The organism is Streptomyces kryoterrae, assembly GCF_054072135.1.
Map to the genome: position 1 here is coordinate 225814 of NZ_CM133358.1, position 18607 is coordinate 244420.

The 18607-nt window shown below is 69.6% G+C and carries 14 protein-coding genes; 8 read left to right on the plus strand and 6 right to left on the minus strand.

Annotation, left to right across the window (positions count from 1 at the left end):
• The first annotated feature begins 44 nt into the window (after nt 1–44).
• Nucleotides 45–1373, plus strand: coding sequence for a ricin-type beta-trefoil lectin domain protein (locus ACW4TU_RS00750; protein ID WP_457423513.1), 1329 nt, complete (start codon nt 45–47; stop codon nt 1371–1373).
• Between the two features lie 172 nt (nt 1374–1545).
• Here the strand turns inward: ACW4TU_RS00750 and ACW4TU_RS00755 are convergent, their stop codons facing one another.
• Entirely contained in the window at nt 1546–2874 is a 1329-nt protein-coding gene (locus ACW4TU_RS00755) for a trypsin-like serine peptidase (protein WP_457423515.1), read from the minus strand.
• A gap of 245 nt (nt 2875–3119) precedes the next feature.
• Between ACW4TU_RS00755 and ACW4TU_RS00760 the strand changes: the two genes are divergently transcribed.
• Nucleotides 3120–4328, plus strand: coding sequence for a sensor histidine kinase (locus tag ACW4TU_RS00760; RefSeq protein ID WP_457423517.1), 1209 nt, complete (start codon nt 3120–3122; stop codon nt 4326–4328).
• A gap of 428 nt (nt 4329–4756) precedes the next feature.
• On the opposite strand, the gene ACW4TU_RS00765 is transcribed toward ACW4TU_RS00760, so the two are convergent.
• Nucleotides 4757–7024 (minus strand): M4 family metallopeptidase, encoded by a 2268-nt coding sequence (locus tag ACW4TU_RS00765; protein WP_457423519.1) that lies wholly within the window; start codon nt 7022–7024, stop codon nt 4757–4759.
• Between the two features lie 761 nt (nt 7025–7785).
• On the opposite strand from ACW4TU_RS00765, the gene ACW4TU_RS00770 reads away from it, so the two are divergent.
• The 4 genes from ACW4TU_RS00770 (at nt 7786) to ACW4TU_RS00785 (ending at nt 13054) form a co-directional block, all read left to right on the plus strand.
• Nucleotides 7786–10281: an ATP-binding protein gene (locus ACW4TU_RS00770; protein ID WP_457423521.1), complete on the plus strand. Its 2496-nt coding sequence runs from the start codon at nt 7786–7788 to the stop codon at nt 10279–10281.
• Between the two features lie 67 nt (nt 10282–10348).
• Entirely contained in the window at nt 10349–10621 is a 273-nt protein-coding gene (locus ACW4TU_RS00775; RefSeq protein ID WP_457423523.1) for a DUF4242 domain-containing protein, read from the plus strand.
• Nucleotides 10622–10861: 240 nt separating this feature from the next.
• Nucleotides 10862–11422 (plus strand): RICIN domain-containing protein, encoded by a 561-nt coding sequence (locus ACW4TU_RS00780; RefSeq protein WP_457423525.1) that lies wholly within the window; start codon nt 10862–10864, stop codon nt 11420–11422.
• 582 nt (nt 11423–12004) lie between these two features.
• Complete coding sequence (locus ACW4TU_RS00785) at nt 12005–13054, plus strand: GDSL-type esterase/lipase family protein (protein WP_457423527.1); 1050 nt, start codon at nt 12005–12007, stop codon at nt 13052–13054.
• Between the two features lie 262 nt (nt 13055–13316).
• On the opposite strand, the gene ACW4TU_RS00790 is transcribed toward ACW4TU_RS00785, so the two are convergent.
• Together ACW4TU_RS00790 and ACW4TU_RS00795 are read right to left on the minus strand one after the other, a co-directional pair.
• Nucleotides 13317–13994, minus strand: coding sequence for a hypothetical protein (locus tag ACW4TU_RS00790; RefSeq protein ID WP_457423529.1), 678 nt, complete (start codon nt 13992–13994; stop codon nt 13317–13319).
• Between the two features lie 35 nt (nt 13995–14029).
• A complete protein-coding gene (locus tag ACW4TU_RS00795; RefSeq protein WP_457423531.1) occupies nt 14030–14455 on the minus strand; it encodes an STAS domain-containing protein in 426 nt (141 codons plus the stop codon).
• 921 nt (nt 14456–15376) lie between these two features.
• On the opposite strand from ACW4TU_RS00795, the gene ACW4TU_RS00800 reads away from it, so the two are divergent.
• Together ACW4TU_RS00800 and ACW4TU_RS00805 are read left to right on the plus strand one after the other, a co-directional pair.
• Nucleotides 15377–15967 (plus strand): AMIN-like domain-containing (lipo)protein, encoded by a 591-nt coding sequence (locus ACW4TU_RS00800; RefSeq protein WP_457430633.1) that lies wholly within the window; start codon nt 15377–15379, stop codon nt 15965–15967.
• Between the two features lie 288 nt (nt 15968–16255).
• The gene (locus ACW4TU_RS00805; RefSeq protein WP_457423533.1) at nt 16256–16732 is read left to right on the plus strand and encodes a macro domain-containing protein; all 477 of its coding nucleotides are present in this window, start codon (nt 16256–16258) and stop codon (nt 16730–16732) included.
• A gap of 268 nt (nt 16733–17000) precedes the next feature.
• Here the strand turns inward: ACW4TU_RS00805 and ACW4TU_RS00810 are convergent, their stop codons facing one another.
• Nucleotides 17001–17303, minus strand: a complete 303-nt coding sequence (locus ACW4TU_RS00810) for a hypothetical protein (protein WP_457423535.1) — start codon at nt 17301–17303, stop codon at nt 17001–17003.
• Nucleotides 17304–17366: 63 nt separating this feature from the next.
• Entirely contained in the window at nt 17367–18554 is a 1188-nt protein-coding gene (locus ACW4TU_RS00815; RefSeq protein WP_457430635.1) for a 4-hydroxybenzoate 3-monooxygenase, read from the minus strand.
• Between the last annotated feature and the right edge of the window lie 53 nt (nt 18555–18607).

Sequence of the window (18607 nt, forward strand, 5' to 3'; positions counted from 1 at the left end):
TCACCCCACACCAGCACCATCCACACACGACGGAGTAGGAACACGTGGAACAGACGCCGGAACGACGGCAAACCACCGAGGACCCGGCCGCGGTCGGTGGACGTCCCGCACCGGAGCCGAACGACGATGAAGCGGCGGTCTGGGAACAGCCACTGCCCTGGCCGGCCGCCTCGTCCGAGCCGGACCCGGAACCGGACACGGTCGCCGAGCCGGAGCCCGTTCCCGCCCCCGTGACGGCGCTGGCGGCGGCGCCCGCGGCCGGCACCGCCGGTCGGTCGTCCGACGGCGGCACGGCTACCCGTCCCGACCGGCCCACGGCCGTTCCGCCGACCACCGGGCAGGACGAGGTCCCGGCCGGGGAATTCGCGGACTCCGACGACGCGGTACCGCCGGATCCCGACGGTCAGCGGTCCCGGCTGCTCGACCGGCTCGCTTCCCTGCGCGCGCTGGCCGCGTCCTCCCGGGACGCAGACGACGAGGGATACTCGCCGTCGTCCGGAGGGTCCGGGCCGTCCGCCCCGGGCCCGTCCGACGCGGAGTCCACCGCGAAGGTGCCGGGAGCAGTCGTCGCCGGTGCCGTGCTGCTGGTCTGCGCGTTGGCCGCCGTCCCGTTCCTGCTGACGTCCGGCGACGACACACCGGGCCAAAAACACGCCGACTCCGCTGCCGATGCGCCTTCCGACGTGACCGTCCGCTACAACTCTCCGGGTGTGACGAACGGGCCCAGTGCCCCGGCGCCCGGCAAGGGCGGCTCGTCGCACAAGCCCGCCAAGGACGCCGGGGAGAAATCCCCGGTCAGCGCGACGGACGAGGCCGGCGGCGACGCCGCCAACACCGATGCCGACCCGGACGGCACATCGTCCGGTAAGCCTGCCTCCTCGGGCGGCAAGAACACCAAGCCCGCCGGGGGAGGTGGCACCACGACGGCCGCTCCCACAACGAAGGCCGCCGCCCACGCTGCCGCCGCGACCAGCGCCGCGCCGGCTCCGGCCGGCAAGAGGATCGCCGGTTACCCGTCCTCCCGGTGCATCGAGATCTCGTCGCACAGCGGCACCGACGGCTCCCCGCTGCGGCTGTGGGACTGCGGCGGCGCCTCGTGGCAGAAGTGGGTCTTCAAGTCCGACGGCAGCGTGCGGTCGATGGGTCTGTGCATGGACGCCGCCAACGCCGGCACCGCGAACGGCACCCGGGTCCAACTGGCCATCTGCAACGGCGGATCGGCGCAGCAGTTCAACCTCAACGGCTCCCACGACCTGGTCAACATCCGGGCCGGCAAGTGCGTCGACGCCGTCGACACGGGCACCGGCAACGGCACCCGGCTGCAGCTGTGGGAGTGCGAGGGAAGCTCCAACCAGAAGTGGTACCTGAAATAGCGTCACCCACGGTCCTCGTCGCGGCGGACGCTCCGCCGCGACGAGGACGGTGCCATGGCGCCGGCCACTGCGGACGTTTGCGTATCCGGGCAGGGGCTGCTCAGGTGACTCCCATGGACCACCAACGCATCACCAGTCGCCCCGAGTTGGGGCGCCCAGCTCAGGATCTGGGTCAGGGCGTGAGGTTCTGGACCGTGTTGTAGAGGAGTTGGTCGTTGTCCTCGAAGTGCGGGGCGATCATCCAGACACCCTCACCCTCCACGAAGTTCGGGTACTTGGTGGAGTTCACCCCGACCTGGATGCCGGTGCCGGTGACCGGGTCGAAGTCCTGGAACCAGGGGCCGCCACTTGCGCCGCCCGTCATGTTGCAGGTCATCTCGTAGTCGGTCTTGAGGATGAAGTCCTTCCAGGTGTTGCCGTTGCACTCCACGAGTTGGCGCCCGTCATAGCGGTAGCGCGATATCTCCCGAGTGGTGTCCGGTGTCTGACCCGGTGCCGGAACAGGGGTGTTGACCTTGTCCCAGCTCCCCGCGTTGGGGTAGCCGAAGGCGAACATGGTCTGGTTGTAGGGCTGGTTGAAGGCCACGTGCTGGGAGCCCACGACATCGGTCAGGCGCACGCCGGGTCTGGCCGGGTCGGCGACGGTGAGTGCCGAGACGTCGTAGTTGAAGTTGGACAGGTTGACCGTGTTGGGGTTCAGCGTGGCGAAGTCGTTCCACTGCGCGGTGGTGTACGCGGTGGTCGCGGGCCAGAGCCCGTAGGGGGCCTGGGCCAGGCCGACCTTGGTGCCGTCGTAGCCGGGAATGAACATCCAGGCGTCGTCGGTGGCGCTCACCGAGCCCTTCTGGATGGTGCCGGTGAGCGAGCCGAGCGCGACCACGGCCAGCGGATTGGACACGCAGTGGCCCGCCGACAGGATGGTGCTGCCGTTGGCGCTGTCCACCGCGTTCGCCGAGCACTCGGTGGGGTAGGCCACGGTGCGGACCGTGGTGGTGGTCCCGTCCGCGACGGCGGTCACCGTCGTACTGTCCTTGAAGATGTGCTGCGCGGTGGTGTCGGCCGGTACATAGGCTCCGGTGGAGTCGACGTGGAACCACCGCGTCGAGTCCACCGCGCCGATCGCGTCCTCCGGCCGGCTCGGCCGGGTGGCGGCCGGCCAGGCCAGCGTCTGGCGGTAGTACAGTCGCCCGACTGTCTGGTGCACCGCTCCGGCGTGGCTCCAGATACGGCCCTCGTCCAGGTTGCTGTAGTTGGGGCCGTCGACGCCGTAGTCCGCGTTGTTGGCGTTCCACAGGGCCATGTCCTCGCTGGTCCAGTACGCGATCACGGCGTTCTGCCGGTCGGTGGAGGACGCCCAGGCCGCCTGGTTGACCGCGACCGGCGGTCGCACCGTGGCGGTGTCGGTGCCCGCCGCGCTCACTCCCCCGGCACCGGTCCCCAGCACTCCGAGCGCGAGTGCGGCCGCCCAGACCGTTCTGACGATTTTCTGCGTTCTTCGCATCGAGAACTCTCCGATTCCGCCGAGTGATGGCTGACCGGCACCCCGATGGCCGGCCCCCTGCGAGGCTGGACGACTTCCCGCGTACGCCGGCGCATTCGATGGAAAGCTAGCCGGAAGGGCCGTTTCTCTCGCCCACCCAGGGGTTGAACCGCGTCTGCAACCAGCGTGGTCGGCGGTGTACAACCTGGGGTGTAGCCGTGGTGGAAAGCCGGACGGAGCGATCGCTCGGGGCCTACGCTCGGACGATGTTCGCGCAGCGCCCGTGGAGCGGGGCAGTTCGCAGGGTCTTCCCGCAGGTGGCAGATGCCGTCTACTCGGTGGTGTCGGTCTGGATCTCGAGCACGATGCTGCACAACTGGCCCGATCCGCACGGCTATTGGCGGCACGCCGACGTCTGGGCCTACGTACTGATCGCCCTGGTCTACCTTCCGCTGGCGGTGCGCCGGCGGGCTCCCCTGGCCGTGTTCGTCGGCACGGCGGCCTGTACGTTCTGCTATTTCACCCTGGGCTACTACCACGTGGTCGTTGTCTGCGGACTGGGCCTGGCGCTCTACACCGTCGCGGCGTTGTGCCCGCGCAGGGTCGTGGCGAAGTGCGCCGCGGGATCGCTGCTCGTGCTGCTGTGGGGCACACGGCTCGCCGAGCCGGGGATCGGCCCGCTGAGTGTGGTCTTCGTGACCGTGATGGTCGCCGTCCTGTGGGTGACGGGCGACCGGTTCCGCCGGCTGACGGAGCACGGCGAGCGGCTCGCGGAACTCACCGAGCAACTGCGTCTGGAGCAGGAGGAGAAGGCCCAGCGGGCCGTCATGGCCGAGCGCATGAGTATCGCCCGTGAACTGCACGACGTGGTCGCCCACCACGTGTCCGCGATCTCCGTGCAGACCGGCCTGGCCGGATACGTCTTCACGTCCGATCCGAGGACGGCCCGCGAGGCGCTGGACACCATCGCGGGCAGCGCCCACGAGGCCATGGCGGAAATGCGCCGCATGCTGGTCGTGCTCAGGGAAGGGAGCGAGCGCGCCCGATTGTTGGGAGAGGCGGGCGGCCATGACGCGGCCCCCGGTCTCGGGCGGCTGGACCAGTTGGCCCGACGCGTCGAAGCCGCGGGCGTCCCCGTCGACGTCCGGATCACGGGCGCCCCGTTCGCTCTGTCGCCGGGCGTCGACCTGTGTGTCTATCGAGTCATCCAGGAAGCCCTCACCAACGTCATGAAGCACGCGCCGGCGGCGAGCGCGAGCGTCGCGGTGCACTACGACGAGGCCGCGGTCCGCGTCCGCGTGGTCGACGACGGACGGGAGCGAGTTCCTGCCGGCAGCCTTCCGAGGCCTGGGGCCCATGGTTTGATCGGCATGCGCGAGCGGGTCGGCATCTACGGCGGGACGGTGACCGCCGGGCCCGGCCCGCAGGGCGGGTTCGAAGTCGGACTGACCGTTCCCGTGCCCCGGGACAGGTGAGGAAGCGTCTCGGCTCGCGGCCGGCCCCGAGCCGGACTCCTGGCTGATCGAAGCGGGGATGTCCACCTCCGGCATCGCCCGGCGACTCGTGTTCAGCACGCTGCGACCGCCCTGCGGCAGAGGCCGCGGTGGCCGCCGCCTGTACTGCGGCGGACCTTGCCCCACCGCGGACCCGTCGTCCGGACGGACTCGCGGTTCGGCGCCGTGCTCGCCGCTCGCGCGATCCGCCACGCGATGCCGGCCGGTGGTCTGCGTCGGGCTTGTCGTCGGTGCCCTGTGGCTGACGTCCCGTCCATCCGCAGAGGCGTCCGCAGTACCGGCCCACGCTTTGACCGCCGCACCGCCGGATGGCGCGATGCCGCCGCGCCGGGGTGGCTTCCCGGCGCGGCGGCGTCAGTGGTGGAACGGACAACCGGGGCGGAGAGTGATCAGAAGGTGAGGCTCCAACTGTCGAGGTAGCCGGGGTCGACTGTGAAGATGCCGGGGGTGTTGTCCGTGACACGGAGTTTCCACGTGCCGTTGGCGGGAAGCGCCGAGGCGTCGACCGTGAAGGTCGCGTGCAGTTCCGTTCCGGTGTCCCAGACGAAGTCCTTCACCAGCAGCACGGTGCCGTCCTCGCTGACAAGGTTGATGACTTGGCCGCCGATGAAGTCGTGCACCAGGTCGACCGTCACCTTCAGCTCACGAGGCGCGTTTCCCTCTCGCCCGGTGACGGTGATCGGGGACTCGATGGTCTGCCAGTTGGGGATGTCGTACCGGTCGGGGTTGATGAAGAAGCCACCACCGGAGCCGAATACGGGCCAGACGAAGGTCAGGGTCAGTGTCTCCGCCACGGAGTTCGTGATGACGACGGTCGTCTCGAAGTCACCGGCCGCGGTCGGCGTGCCGGAGATCAGCCCGGTGGCGGGGGCGATCGAGAGACCGGTGGGCAGACCGGTGGCGGAGTAGGTCAGGCCGCCGGGGCGAGTGGTGGTCGCCTCGATCTGCCGGGCGACCGACTGGCCGACGGCCACGGCCCGGGTGGAAGGTGCCTTGGCGGCGATGTGGTTGACGTAGCGCGCCCCGACGTTGACCGCGGCCCATGCGTTGCCGACGGCCTCGTACGCGTCGCTCGAGACACCGAACAGGTCGCCCGCTGCCCGCAGGGTGGCCGTGCGGGCTCCCGCGTAGTCGGTGGTGCTGGTCATGTACCGGGTCAGCGCCCGGTACCAGACGTCGGTGGCGTTCTCCCGACCGATTCCGGAGACCGGCAGACCGTCGTAGGTCGGGCTGTCGTAGTCGACGCCGTTGATGGTCTTCTTCCCGCTGCCCTCGGCGAGCAGGTAGAAGAAGTGGTTGCCCACGCCGGAACTGAAGTGGGGGTCGAGCTTCCTGGTCTGTGCGGTCCAGTAGTCCTGGGAGGTACCGGCGGCGTTGGTCTCCTTGGAGGGCTGGTCCATGTAGCGCAGCGGACCTCCGGTGCCACGGAGGTCGATGAGTTCACCGATCCGGTAGTCGGGTACGTCACCCGCGCTGTTCGCGAAGAACTCGACGGCGGTGCCCATGATGTCGCTGGTGGCCTCGTTGAGCCCACCGGATTCACCGGAGTACACCAGGCCGGCGGTGGCGGAGGTGACGCCGTGGGTCATCTCGTGGCCGGCTATGTCGAGTTCGGTCACCGGCCTGTCGTTGGTACGGCCGTCGCCGTAGGTCATGCAGAAGCAGGAATCGAGCCAGAAGGCGTTGGCGTACCCGACGCCGTAGTGCACGCGGGAGTAGGCGCCGCGTCCGTCGTCCGCGATTCCGTTGCGGCCGAAGCGCTCGTGGTAGAAGTCCCAGGTCTTCGCGACGCCGTAGGCGGCGTCCACGGCCGCGGTCTGGCGGTCGGACGGTGTTCCGTCGCCCCAGAGGTCGTCGTCATCGGTGACCAGCGTGCCCTTGTTGAAGGTGCCGTCCGCGTCGAACGTCTGGTGGCTGCCGCGCTGAGGGTCTGTCAGCTCGAAGCGGTCGTTGTTCCGTACGCTGCCTATCTGGACCCGGCCGTTGTACTGGCTGACCCCCTCGCCGTTCTGGACCTCCTCGTGACTCATCAGCCGGGCGCCGGTCGTGGCATCGGTCAGGACCTGCAGACGGCTCGGCGTCCCGTCCTCCCGGATACCGGTGACAACGTTTTCCCAGGCCAGTTTCGACTCGCCGTCGCCCGCCCAGACGACCAGCCGCGAGTTCCCCTGCAGGGCGGCCTCGCGAGTGTCCTCCCGATTCGCGGCGGCCAGAGCCGACTTCTGCGCCTTGGCCGCGGGGAGCGCTGCCGCGGTCGTCGGGACGGAGATCGCCTCCTGCGACGCCTTGGTGACCGTACGGGCGCCACCGCGGTCGTGTACGACCAGGTCTCCCCCGCGGACGGGCAGCCCGGCGAAGGTGCGCTCGTAGCGGGTATGCACGGTGCCGTCGACGTCCTTGATGACGTCCTTGGGTATCAGCTCCTCCTGCCGGCCCAGTTCGAGCGCACGGGCGGTGGCGCTGCGCGCGCCGGTCGCCGTTTCGAGCATCGTCTTCCGCTCCGCCGGGGCCAGTTGAACAGTTCTGGCACCCGGTCTGGGTTCTGCGGCGATCTGTCGAGGCGCTCGACCCGTGTCGTCCGCCACCGGGGCCGCGCTCCAGGCGGGAAGGGCGGATCCGAGCAGCGCGGCCATCGTGCCGACCGCGATCCCCGTCATGCGTCGGCGAACGCGGGGGCTACGACGGGAAGGAGAGGGACCATGGAACGAAGTCGCCCCGTTGGTAGGTAAGTTGTTCGTCACTGCTGCAACTCCTTGTGCCCGGCTGCGTGTTGGGCAGCCGGTGAGAACGAGAACGGAGAAGCGGAAGATCCTCCGCTGAGGAGATGTGCGTGGTGGCGCCCGGGCGTTGAGAAGATCGTTTCAGTCTGCGGGGGCATCTGTCACCAGTGCGGGGATCGTTGTCCGGAATCCGGAGAACCAGACTTGTCCCGACGGCTTCCCGCGCGGTGGATCACGTGCGCCTTTACCTGCCGGCAACACACCCTTGCCAGCCCCTTTGGCCGTTTCCCGCCCATCGGTCGACGGACACCACCACAGTCCGGCGGCGGAGCCGAGACACTGTTCCGGGTTCCGACCGGACGAGGAGTCGCAGAGTCTCCCGGAGCCCCCTGGCCGGCAGAGCTCCGAACGTCGTCTGGCACACCGCGGTCCGCTGGTGCGGGAACCCGGTCGCGGAACCTGGCGAGCACCGGGTCGAGTGGACGGTCGACGAGGATGTCGGCGCGTCGCCCTGCGGGACCGACTGAGCCTCAACAGGCCGAATACGGACCAGCTTGGCCGGACGGCACCACTGTCTTGTCGCACCTTGCTGATCGCTGCCTGAAGGTGTCGCCGACACCTGGATCCCCACCGGGCAGTCCTCCGGCTTCGTCGCTTCGACGGTAGCGCGGTGGGGGCCTGGGACTACCATCCACGATATGCCGTTACTTGAGCGGGAGCACTGGCTTGATGCGCTGCGACGCTGCCCGACAGGGCGGGTGGTTCTGGTGTCCGGTGAGGCGGGTATCGGCAAGACCGCTCTTGTCAGGGCGTTCTGCGACGGCCTGACCCGGACGGTTCTGTGGGGTTCGTGCGACGCGCTGCGGACGCCGCAGCCACTCGGTCCGCTCCACGACATCGCACGGCAGGCGACGGGTGAACTGGCCGCCGCGATGGCTGCGGAGAGCCCGCGTCACGCGATGTTCACCGCGTTCCTGGATCAGTTGACGGCAGGGGAAGCCGTCGCCGTGGTGGAGGACGCGCACTGGGCCGACGAAGCGACACTCGACCTGCTCATGTTCGCCGCCCGCCGGATCTCTTCCACCCGTGGCCTGCTCGTCATCACCTATCGGGATGACGAGGTCGGATCGGATCACTCGTTGCGCGCGGTGCTGGGAGCGCTCGCCACCGACACGAGTGTGCTGCGCATCCGGCTGTCACCGCTCTCGGCCGCGGCCGTCGCGACGCTGGTCGGGCCGGACGGTCCGGATGCCGCGGAACTGCACGCCCGGGCCGGCGGCAACCCCTTCTTCGTGACCGAGGTCCTGGCCGATCCCGACCAAAGGGTTCCCGAGACGGTACGCGACGCGGTACTGGCCCGGGCGGCCGGTCTCCGCCCTGCGGAGCGCGACGCGCTCAACTCGGTGGCCGTCTTCCCCGGTTATGCTCCCGCCCCTCTGGTCCAGGCGCCCAGGACGGCCGTTGACGGCTGCGTGGATGCGGGAATGCTGATCCGCGACGGCACGCGGATCCTGTTCCGCCACGAACTGGCCAGACTGGCCATCGAGGAGGGCATCTCGTCGGCGCGCAGGACCGAGCTGCATGAGCGTGCGCTGGCGGATCTCACGCAGTGGGGCAGCGATCCGGCCCGGCTCGTCTATCACGCGGAGGAGGCAGGCGACGCGGCGGCCGTACTCGTACACGCCGGGGCAGCGGCGAAGCGGGCAGCTGTCGTCGGTGCTCACCGCCAGGCGGCAGATCACTACGCCCAGGCGCTGCGGTTCGCCGACGGGATCAGCCCCCGCCGGCATGCGGAACTGCTTGAACGCCACAGCGAGGCGTGTGCGCACGCAGGACGAAGTTCCGCGGCCGTGCTCTCCTCCCGTCGGGCGATCGAGTGCTGGCGTAAGGAAGGCGACCAGGAGCGCGAGGCCACTCTGATGGCGTACTGCTCCTACTACTTGTGGAACCTGGGCCGGAACGCTGAGGCCCATGCCATGGTGCGGCAGTCGCTCGCCCTTGCCGAGCGGCTGCCGGAGGGCCCGGGGCTGGTCGCCGCGTACACCTGGTCGGCGTACCTCCTGATGCTTGCCCGGGACATTCCCGGGGCGGTGCGGACCGGCAACCGCGCCGCCGTGCTCGCCGAGCGGTTCGGTGAACAGACCCTGCTGGCCCGGGCTCTCAACGCGGTCGGCTCCGCGCAGTGGTCCACCGAGCCCGACCTGGCCCTGCAGACCATGCTCCAGAGTCTTCGGGCGGCCCGGGCAGCCGGTGACGACGCGGCCGTCGGAAGCGCGATGGTCAATCTCGGATCCGCGGCAGGCGAGATCCGTCGCTATGAACTCGCGGAACACTGGCTGCGCGAGGCCGTGAAGTGGTGCTCCGACCGCGACCTGGACGCCGTACGGAGTTACGCCACAGCGTGGCTGGCCCGGTGCCTGCTGGAACGCGGGCAGTGGTCAGCGGCGGAAGCGATGGTGGAGCAGGTCGGAGCCACCGAGTGCACACCGAGCCGAATCGTCGCGATCACAGTGCTGGGGCGGCTGCGCACCCGGCGCGGAGAGCCGGGTGCGGCGGACGCCCTCGACGAGGCGTGGGCACTGGCCGAACAGACCGGAGACCTGCAGCGCCTGTGGCCGGTCGCGGCGGGACGCGCCGAACTCGCGTGTCTGAGCGGACAGCAGGCCGACAGCAGCCTGTCCGAGACCTACGAAACGGCGGTACGGCTCGGCATCGGCTGGGCGGTCGGTGAACTCGGGCAGTGGCTGCGCCCGGAGCCGGGGGAAGTCCACCAGGCCGCCGCCCCGCCGTATCGGATGAACCCCGTGGAGGCCGCCCGGGCCTGGGACGAGCTCGGTTGCCCGTACGAGTCGGCCATGGCGCTCGCACAGAGCCCGCATCACCTGCGTGAGGCCCTGCGCGGGTTCGAGGCCCTCGGGGCGCGGCCTGCCGCGGACCAGGTGGCCCGGCGGATGCGCGACCTGGGAATGCGGACGCCACGGCGTTCCACTCTGGCCCATCCCGACGGGCTCACCGCACGCGAAGCCGATGTCCTCGACCTGCTCAGAAACGGGCTGCGGAACTCCGAGATCGCCGATCGGCTCCGCATCGCGGAGAAGACGGCCGGGCATCACGTGTCCTCCATCCTGGCCAAGCTCGGCGTGCGTACCCGCCAGGAGGCCGCCAGACATGGGGAGATCGCCGAGCGAACATAGGGAACGGCTCCCGATGTCCCGAGGCCGCTCCCGGGCAGACAGTGACTGTCGGAAAGGAGCGTGCAACATGCCGCGATATCTCGTACAACGGACCTTCACCGAGGGTCTGCACATCCCGATGGACGACGAGGGCGCCAAGACCTGTAAGAGCGTCATGGAGGGCAACTCCGCGTCGGCGATCACCTGGGTGCAGTCGTACGTGAGCCAGGACAAGAGCGTGACCTACTGCGTGTACGACGGGCCGTCTCCGGAAGCCGTCCGCCAGGCCGCGCAGACCACAGGCCTGCCCGTCGACCGGATCACCGAGGTCAGCGTCCTGGATCCGTACTTCTATCACTGACCCCTGCCCGGTCGTCGACACCAGCGGCCCGGTCCGCGATACCTCCGGTCACCCGGCGTGTGGCGACACAGGCGGAGGATCTGGCTTTCACCAACCGTCTCCGGGGCCCGAGCGACTAGAACCCCGTCCCGGTCCAAAAGGACACGTGTTCCTCCCTACCCGACAGCTGTTTCAGAACAGGCTGTTCACGTTTTCCACCGAAAGGAACCGGAGGTCAGAACAATGACAATGAGAAACAGGATGGCTGCCTCGGCAGGGGCGTTACTGGCGGCCGCCAGCATGGTCACCATGACTGCCGGGGCCAGTGCCGCCACGCCGGCCGCGGGATCCACGGCGGATCTCTCCACCCGTGTCACGGCCCTCGCATCTGCCAGCACCTACCACACACTCAAGAACGTGGCCTTCGGCCAGTGCATCGACGCGCCGGGCGGACAACTCAACGTCCGGCTCCAGCTGGCCGACTGCAACGGTTCCGACACCCAGAACTGGGCCTTCGTACCGGTGTCCGGCGCAGCGAAAACGTACTTCCTCGTGAATCAGGCAAGCGGGTACTGTGCCGAGGTCAACAACGGCACCCGTATTCCGGGGGAAGCAGTCGATGAATTCACCTGCAACACGTCGGGGTCGGAGTACTGGACCAAAAGGAACGTAGACGTCGGTGAGTTGACCTACCAGAAGTTCGAACACGCGGGCACCGGCCTGTGCCTCGACACGGTCGGCGGCGCCGGCAGCCAGCTCATGCAGTGGAGCTGCGGCGACGCTCATCCTCCGACAGCCCAGATGTGGATCTTGAGCTCCTGAGTCTCCGCCGACCCGCCTGACCAAGAGGCACGTTGGCGTGGGACCACGCACCGGAGAAGACGAAGCTCCGGGCGGACGGGTGGCCGGAGGGTCGGCCACGGACAAGCTGTCCGCCCGGAGCTTCGTCTGCCGACTGGATCTGTCCGGCTCGGCCCCCGGCTCCCGTTCCTGTCGAGGCCGCCGGGGAGGCGTCCCCTGCCCAGCGGTCCGCCCATCGCCGACCTGCCACGATCCGCGCGCTCATTGCCTGGCCGCGGTTCGCCTGCGGAAGGGCGCCGGTCAGCTCACCTGGTCGTACCGCGTGTTCCGCGTTCCGCCGCCCTGCGGCCACACCCGGTCCTCCGGAATCAACGGCCTGGCGAGCTCCTACAGGCCCGTCCGGAACAATCCACTCCACGTACCCCGCCCGATGGACAGACCAACAACGGATCACCACATAGGACTTCGTCCCGGTCCGGGCCTGTCCAGGTTATTGACGTGCCAGCGACAACGGTGGCTTGATGAACGATACGCATACGTGGGAGCGCTCCCACTCATGCGGGCCGCACCCCCACTCCCGCCCCACTTCGGGAAGGACACCCCGTGCGCAGCAGACACCACTCCCTCCTCGCCGCTTTCCTGGCCACCCTGCTCGCCCTCGTCGCCGGTTTCGGCCTGGCCGGCGCCCCGTCCGCCGCCGCCGCGACCCCGGTACGGATCATGCCGCTCGGCGACTCCATCACCGGCTCCCCCGGCTGCTGGCGCTCCCTCCTCTGGAACCAGCTGCAGAGCGCCGGCTACACCGACATCGACTTCGTCGGCACACTCAACGCCCAGAGCTGCGCCCTCACGCACGACGCGGACAACGAAGGCCACGGCGGCTTCCAGGCCACCGCCACCGCCGACCAGAACCTGCTGCCCGGGTGGCTGGCGGCCACCCAGCCGGACATCGTTGTCATGCACTTCGGCACCAACGACGTCTGGAGCAGCATCGCGCCTGACACCATCCTCGCCGCGTACACCAAGCTGGTCGGCCAGATGCGGGCCGGCAACCCTGCGATGAAGGTGCTGGTCGCCCAGCTCATCCCGATCAACCCGAGCAGCTGCGCCGAGTGCGCCGCTCGTACGGTGGCCTTCAACCAGCGCGTTCCGGCCTGGGCGCAGACCATCACCACCGCGCAGTCGCCGGTCACCGTCGTCGACCAGTGGACAGGCTTCGACTCGGCCACCGACACCTACGACGGCGTTCACCCCAACGCCTCCGGCGACGCCAAGATGGCGGCCCGCTGGTATCCGGCACTGTCGGCCCTGCTCACCCCGGGCGGCCCGGGAGACCCCGGGGACCCCGGGAGCGGTGGTTGCTCGGCGGCCTTCCGGGCGGTGTCGACGTGGCAGGGCGGCTACCAGGGTGAGGTGACGGTCACCAACACCTCGGCCACGGCGACGATCTCGTCCTGGGCGGTGACCCTCGTGCTCCCGACAGGCCACCGGCTCACCCAGGTCTGGAACGGCGCGCTGACCGGGACGACGGTGCGCAACGCCGGATGGAACGGCACGGTGACGGCGGGGGCGAGCACCACCTTCGGCTTCCTCGCGAGTACGCCGGCCGCGGCGGGCACGCCGTCGGTGACGGCCACCTGCTCGGCGTCCTGACTCGTCGTTCACGTTTCGGCTTCGAAGGTGCCTCGACCTTGACCGGCGTCTTGGCAGTTAGGCGGACGTGAGAGCGGCCTTCGTCTGATCCTGTGCTCCGTCGCAGAGGCAGAGGAAGCAGCACGAAGGCCGTGGTCGTGAGTTCGGGATCTCAGTGCGTACAAAGTACGCCGCATCCCGCGAGGCGCCTGCTCGGCCACCAGCTCCTGGGCCCGGGTCGACCGGACATCAGCCTCGCCGGACACACCTGTTACCTCACTGCTCATCCGGTGACTCTCACCTGAGTGCCTCGCCCCTGGTGTTCCTGCGGCCGCTGGACCTGTGTACGGTGCGCGGGGTCACCCGGCTCCGCTGCCGTCCGCTCTCCGAGGGGGAGGACCAGGGCCCTCAGCACCGTAGGGCCCGGTGGCCTGTAGATCACGCCGATGTCGCGCCATCCGCGCGACTGGAACCCGGCGTAGGCCGCACGATGGGTCCGGTCCACCAGGGTCGCGCCGAGCAGAGCCCGCTGGTCGGCGAGCAGCCGCTCCTGCAGACGGTCGGCGAGGCCGTGGTACCGCTCGGAGGGGCGGACCATGATCCCGCTGATCGCGAAGATGTCCCCGGACGCGGTGAGCTGCGCGATGTCTGGAGGGAGTGGTCCGCGGAATGCGCTCCACCAGGAGCCGTCACGCGGCACGGTGAATCCGAAGGCGTATCCCGCCAAGTTCGACGTCTCGGCGATCAGCATGGCGAACCCCGGTCGCCAGGTGTCACGGGTGAGACGGCGCAGGAAGTCCTTCCGGCCGCGGTCCTCCCCACCGGGTGGCGTGGCGCACGACTCCGTATACAGGTCCGTGTACAGGTCCGCCAGGTCCTCCCGCAGGCGCTCGGCCTGCCAGCGGTTGAGCCGGCGCAGACTCCAGGGCGTCGTGCCCGTGGCGAGCGGCTGGTGTTCCACGCGCCTCCGCGACCGGATCGGCCCGGGCAACGCCGTCACAGCACACCGCCCGGAAGGGCAGGCAGAGTTGGAGACAGCCGGTGCGCGGCCTGGTTCACCGGAGAGGGCCACGGGGGCGGCCGGCTCCCGGCGAAGGCGTCCGGGAGTGTGAGAAAGAGGGATCCGGAGCCGGTGAGGGCGACGAGCCGCTCCAACGCGGGGCTGGGGTGGTGCAGTTGCAGGGATCCTCCGGCCGCGGCGGTGTGCAGCAAGGCGTAGAGGAAGGCGTTGAGGCCACTGCAGTCGCAGAAGGTCACGGCGGTGACATCGACGTCGATGGCGCGGATGCCGTCGCGCAGGCACCGCTCCAGTGACGTGTGCACCAGAGGCGCCGAATCCAGGTCGATCTCACCGGTCAGGGTGACCAGCGTCCGGTTGCCGATGTCATGCCGGTAGACGTTCAGGGTGGGTGGGCTGCTCATGGGCGGGGTGCCTCGGTTCACGAGACCGTGCCGGGCTCCCGGTACGGTGGCGCTGTGGTGCGGGCGGGTGAATGACCGATCCAGCAGCCGATGTTCCGGGGCGTTGGACCCAGCCGGTTCCCTCAGGGATGCGCTGGGCGACCGGACGAGTGGTCCGCTCTCCGCAGGCATGTACGCCAAGCAGCGGTGGCCCGCCGGGGTCTGGGACGTCCGTAGGCAGCATAGTCCTGAGGCCGCTCCCACGGTCGGCTCGGCCAAGGCGCATCGCGATGTTTACACGGCGGTGACCGGGCGACTCCGGTGGGTCCGCCCTCCTCGTCGCCGTCGTGCTGGGCCAGCCCGTGTGCTCGGTATCCCGCTCGCGCCGACGCCCGGCTCACCGACCGACTGACTGACGCACAGCGGCAGTTGGCGCACCGCCACTCCACCACGTGCCCACACATGATCGATGGCGGGGGCGGGGCAGTTCGCCCCAGCTCCACTCCCGGCGGTGACCGCGGCGCGCACACCTCTGTTCTTCGCCACCGATCTGCGCGCCGGGACGCAGCGCCGGGGTGACACCGAAGCCGGGACGACCGTGGAGCGGAGAACTTTGGCGGTGGCCGTCAGGCAGTGCGCACCTGGCCGGGTTCATCGGCTGGTCGGACGGTCGGCCAGGGAACGAGCCACGGCAAGCTCCCCCTGGTGGCGCCGGGCAGGTGACCGACGTTGCTCCCACTCCGCGAGCTCCGTCCGCCCCCGAGTGGTCGGCCAGGTCCTCGTGCCGCGGATCCTGCCGGGCGTCGAACCGTGCGTCCTCCAGGGAATCGTACGGACGGCAGGATTTCCTGTTTGCCCCGTCTGGTGTACAACCTTCCGGTGCCGCTGGCCGTCTTATCCGGCGTCAGGGGTACGCGACCGAGCGCGATCAAGGGGGACATGATGCGAGGTATGAGAGTGGCAGTGGCGGTGCTCGTGCTCGCGGGCGCCACGCTGGGTACGGCGGCGAGCACCGCGGACGCGGCCCCGGCGGAGAGCTCGCGCGCTGCGGCGGTCTGCCCGACGGGCTGGGGCAGCGGCGCCAAGGGTGGTGCCACCGTGGGCGCCGATCATCTGGAGGACATCAGGGCCGGACAGCACGAGTGCTACGACCGCATCGTGTTCGATGTGCCCGGCGGCGGCCAGATCGGCTACCACGTCCAGTACGTGGACCGGTTCTACGCCGACCCCTCGGGCGAGTACATACCCGTCACCGGCGGGGCGATCCTCGAGATCCGCGTCGGCGCGTGGAGCTACGACGTGGAGGCCGGCGTCCCGACCTACCCGGGCAAGGTGGGCAAGCCTCTGCCCAGCGTGAACATCAGTGGGTACAGGACCTTCCGGGACACCCGGTTCGGCGGCACCTTCGAGGGTCAGACTCAGGTCGCTCTCGGTGTGCGCGCCCGACTGCCGTTCCGCGTGACCCAGTTGGACGACCGGGTCGTGGTCGACGTGGCCCACAGCTGGACGAGTCAGGGCGCGTCTGGAGCTTGATCGACCGGCTCGGCCGGCTCGGGGGGTCCTCGTCTGCCGACGATGCCGGGGTGGATGGAGTTGGTGCGGGCGGCAGGACCGGAGACGACGCCCGATGAGCAGCGGCTCGGTCCACCTCGGCGAACACTGAGGCATCAGGAAAGACATCGGTGGTGATGTGTCCCGACAGCGGCCGAGCAGGACCTCGACTGCGGCCACGGGAGGGGCGTCGTGGTCGAGCGGGCATCAGGGGAGCGGCACGCCGGAAAAGCGTTGGTCTCTCATCGTTGACCGGGCGACCATGACTCCGTGAAACCGTTGAAGATCGTCGCGGGCGACGCCACGAACCCCCAGGCGAAGGGCCCGAAGATCATCGCCCATATCTGCAACGACCTCGGCGGCTGGGGCAAGGGGTTCGTCCTGGCGATCTCACGTCACTGGCCCGAACCGGAGCGCGAGTACCGCCGCTGGCACCGCGAGCGCGCAGCCAACGACTTCGGCCTCGGAGCAGTACAGATGGTCCACGTCCGATCCGACATCTGGGTCGCGAACATGGTCGCGCAGCGCGGGATGAGAGTGGGCAGCGGCGGTCCGCCCATCCGATACGACGCCGTCGGACAATGCCTCCACGCCGTCGCTGAGCACGCCCTCGTCAACAAGGCCTCTGTTCACATGCCCCGCATCGGCTGCGGCCTCGCCGGCGGCAAGTGGGAACGCATCGAGCCGATCATCAGCAAGACGTTGAGTACCCGCGACATCGCCGCCACCGTCTACGACCACGGATGAATCCGCGTCGAGGAGTGCTTCCCAGCCTGTTGGAGAAGGATCGTAGGGACTGGGGGCCCTGTCGACTCCAGGTGATCGGGATCCGCCCTGGACCGGATCGGCGGGTTCCGCGAAAGCCTGTGGGCCGAGGTCGAGTTGGCCGGTGTGCGGGGCACGGCGCACTCGTAGGTTATCCGGATGGTGGTGGAGGAGCCGTTCGCGGCGCGGGCGAGAGTGTACGTCCCGCGCGGCCTGGACGTCTCGTGGTCGGCGTGGTTCATCGCCGCGGTCATGGCGTCGCTCGTGGGCCGTACGGACAAGCGCCGTCGCCGTTGCCCACGTCGGAGAAGGTGGCCATCCCGTCGTAGGAGACGCCGGGCTTGATCCGCCCGGCTGACGGGGCTGTGCCGGACGCCTTCCGGGCCGACCGGGAGACCGTGGTGGGCTTCGGCTCATGCGTCGTCGGGATGGCCGTCCCGCGGGTGCCGGCGACGGATGTGGCAGTGACGGGGGCAGCGGCTGTCTCCTCGTCGGGACCTGACGCGACGATCCGAGTCCCAACGAGTGCGGCGAGGAACGGTACGAAGGACATGCCACTGGTACGTCCTTGTGCGGTACCCGCAGGAGCCTCCGGTGACGGGAGTTGCCGAGCTCGTCAGTCGTTGCCGGCTTCCGAAAGGTTGCCGAAGAGGTCCTTACTCACCGCGTCCCCGGTCAGGTCGAGCCCCGTCATGAGTTCCGCGAAGGCGCGGGCGGAGGCCGGCGAGTTGAAGAGCCGGTCGAGCCGGGCGCGGGCCATGTTGCGGTGGAACGGGCCGTTGTGGGTGGCGTCGCCCGCGTCGTGCAGGGTGCGGGTGAGCCAGTGGGAGAACTCCTGGTCGCTCCAGACGCGGCGCAGACACCGCGACGAGTAGCTACGCAGAGCCGTGTCGTCGTCGCCCAGGACGAGGTCCCGCACAGCCCGGACGAAGAGATCGGCCTCGTACAGGGCAAGGTTCATGCCCTTGCCGCCCATGGGTGACACGATGTGCGCCGCGTCGCCGACCAGGAAGAGACGGCCGTACTGCATGGGGTCGTGGACGAGGCTGCGGAGGCGGAAGGTCTCGCGGTCGGTGATCGAGCCGGAGGCCAGGTCGGGGTTGCCGAGCCGGGTACGCAGTGCGTCCCGGACGCGGGTGTCGGGCCAGGCACTGGGATCGTCGTCGGGCGGACACTGGAGGTAGTAGCGGCTGCTGTGCGGGCCGCGGGGGAAGTGGGCGGCGAAACCCTGCGGGCTGACCGCGAGAAGCGGGTGGGCCGGGGGTGGGGCGTCGGCCAGGACGGTGAGCCAGCCGATTCCGTGGTCGAAGGCGTACGCGGTGAGAGCACCGTCCGGGACGGCCGTACGGCTGACGCCGTGGTCGCCGTCGCAGCCGGCGACGAAGTCGCAGGCGATGGCGTGCTGTGTGCCGTCGGCGGCGCGGTAGCGGACGGTCGGGCGGTCACCGGTCAGGGCGTGCGGGGAGACGTCGGCGGCCTCGAAGCGGAGGTCGCCGCCGTCCTCGAGGTACGCGTCGGTGAGTTTCTGCACGAGGACCTGCTGGGGGCACAGGCGCGCCGCGAGGCCGTCGGAGCCGTCGCTGTCGGACACCAGATAGCGGCGGCCGTCCACCCGGAACTCCAGGATGCCGTCGTAGGGGACACCGCCGAGGACACGGTCCGTCAGCCCCCAGGAGTCGAACATGCGGACCGCGCGGGTCTCGACGATGCCGGCCCGCTGACGCCGCGCCACGTACTCCCGGGTCCGGCGTTCCAGGACGACACAGTCGATGCCGCTGCGCCGGAGCAGGGTGGCGACGGTCATCCCGGCCGGGCCCGCGCCGATCACCACGACGGTCGTGGACTCGGAAGGATCCG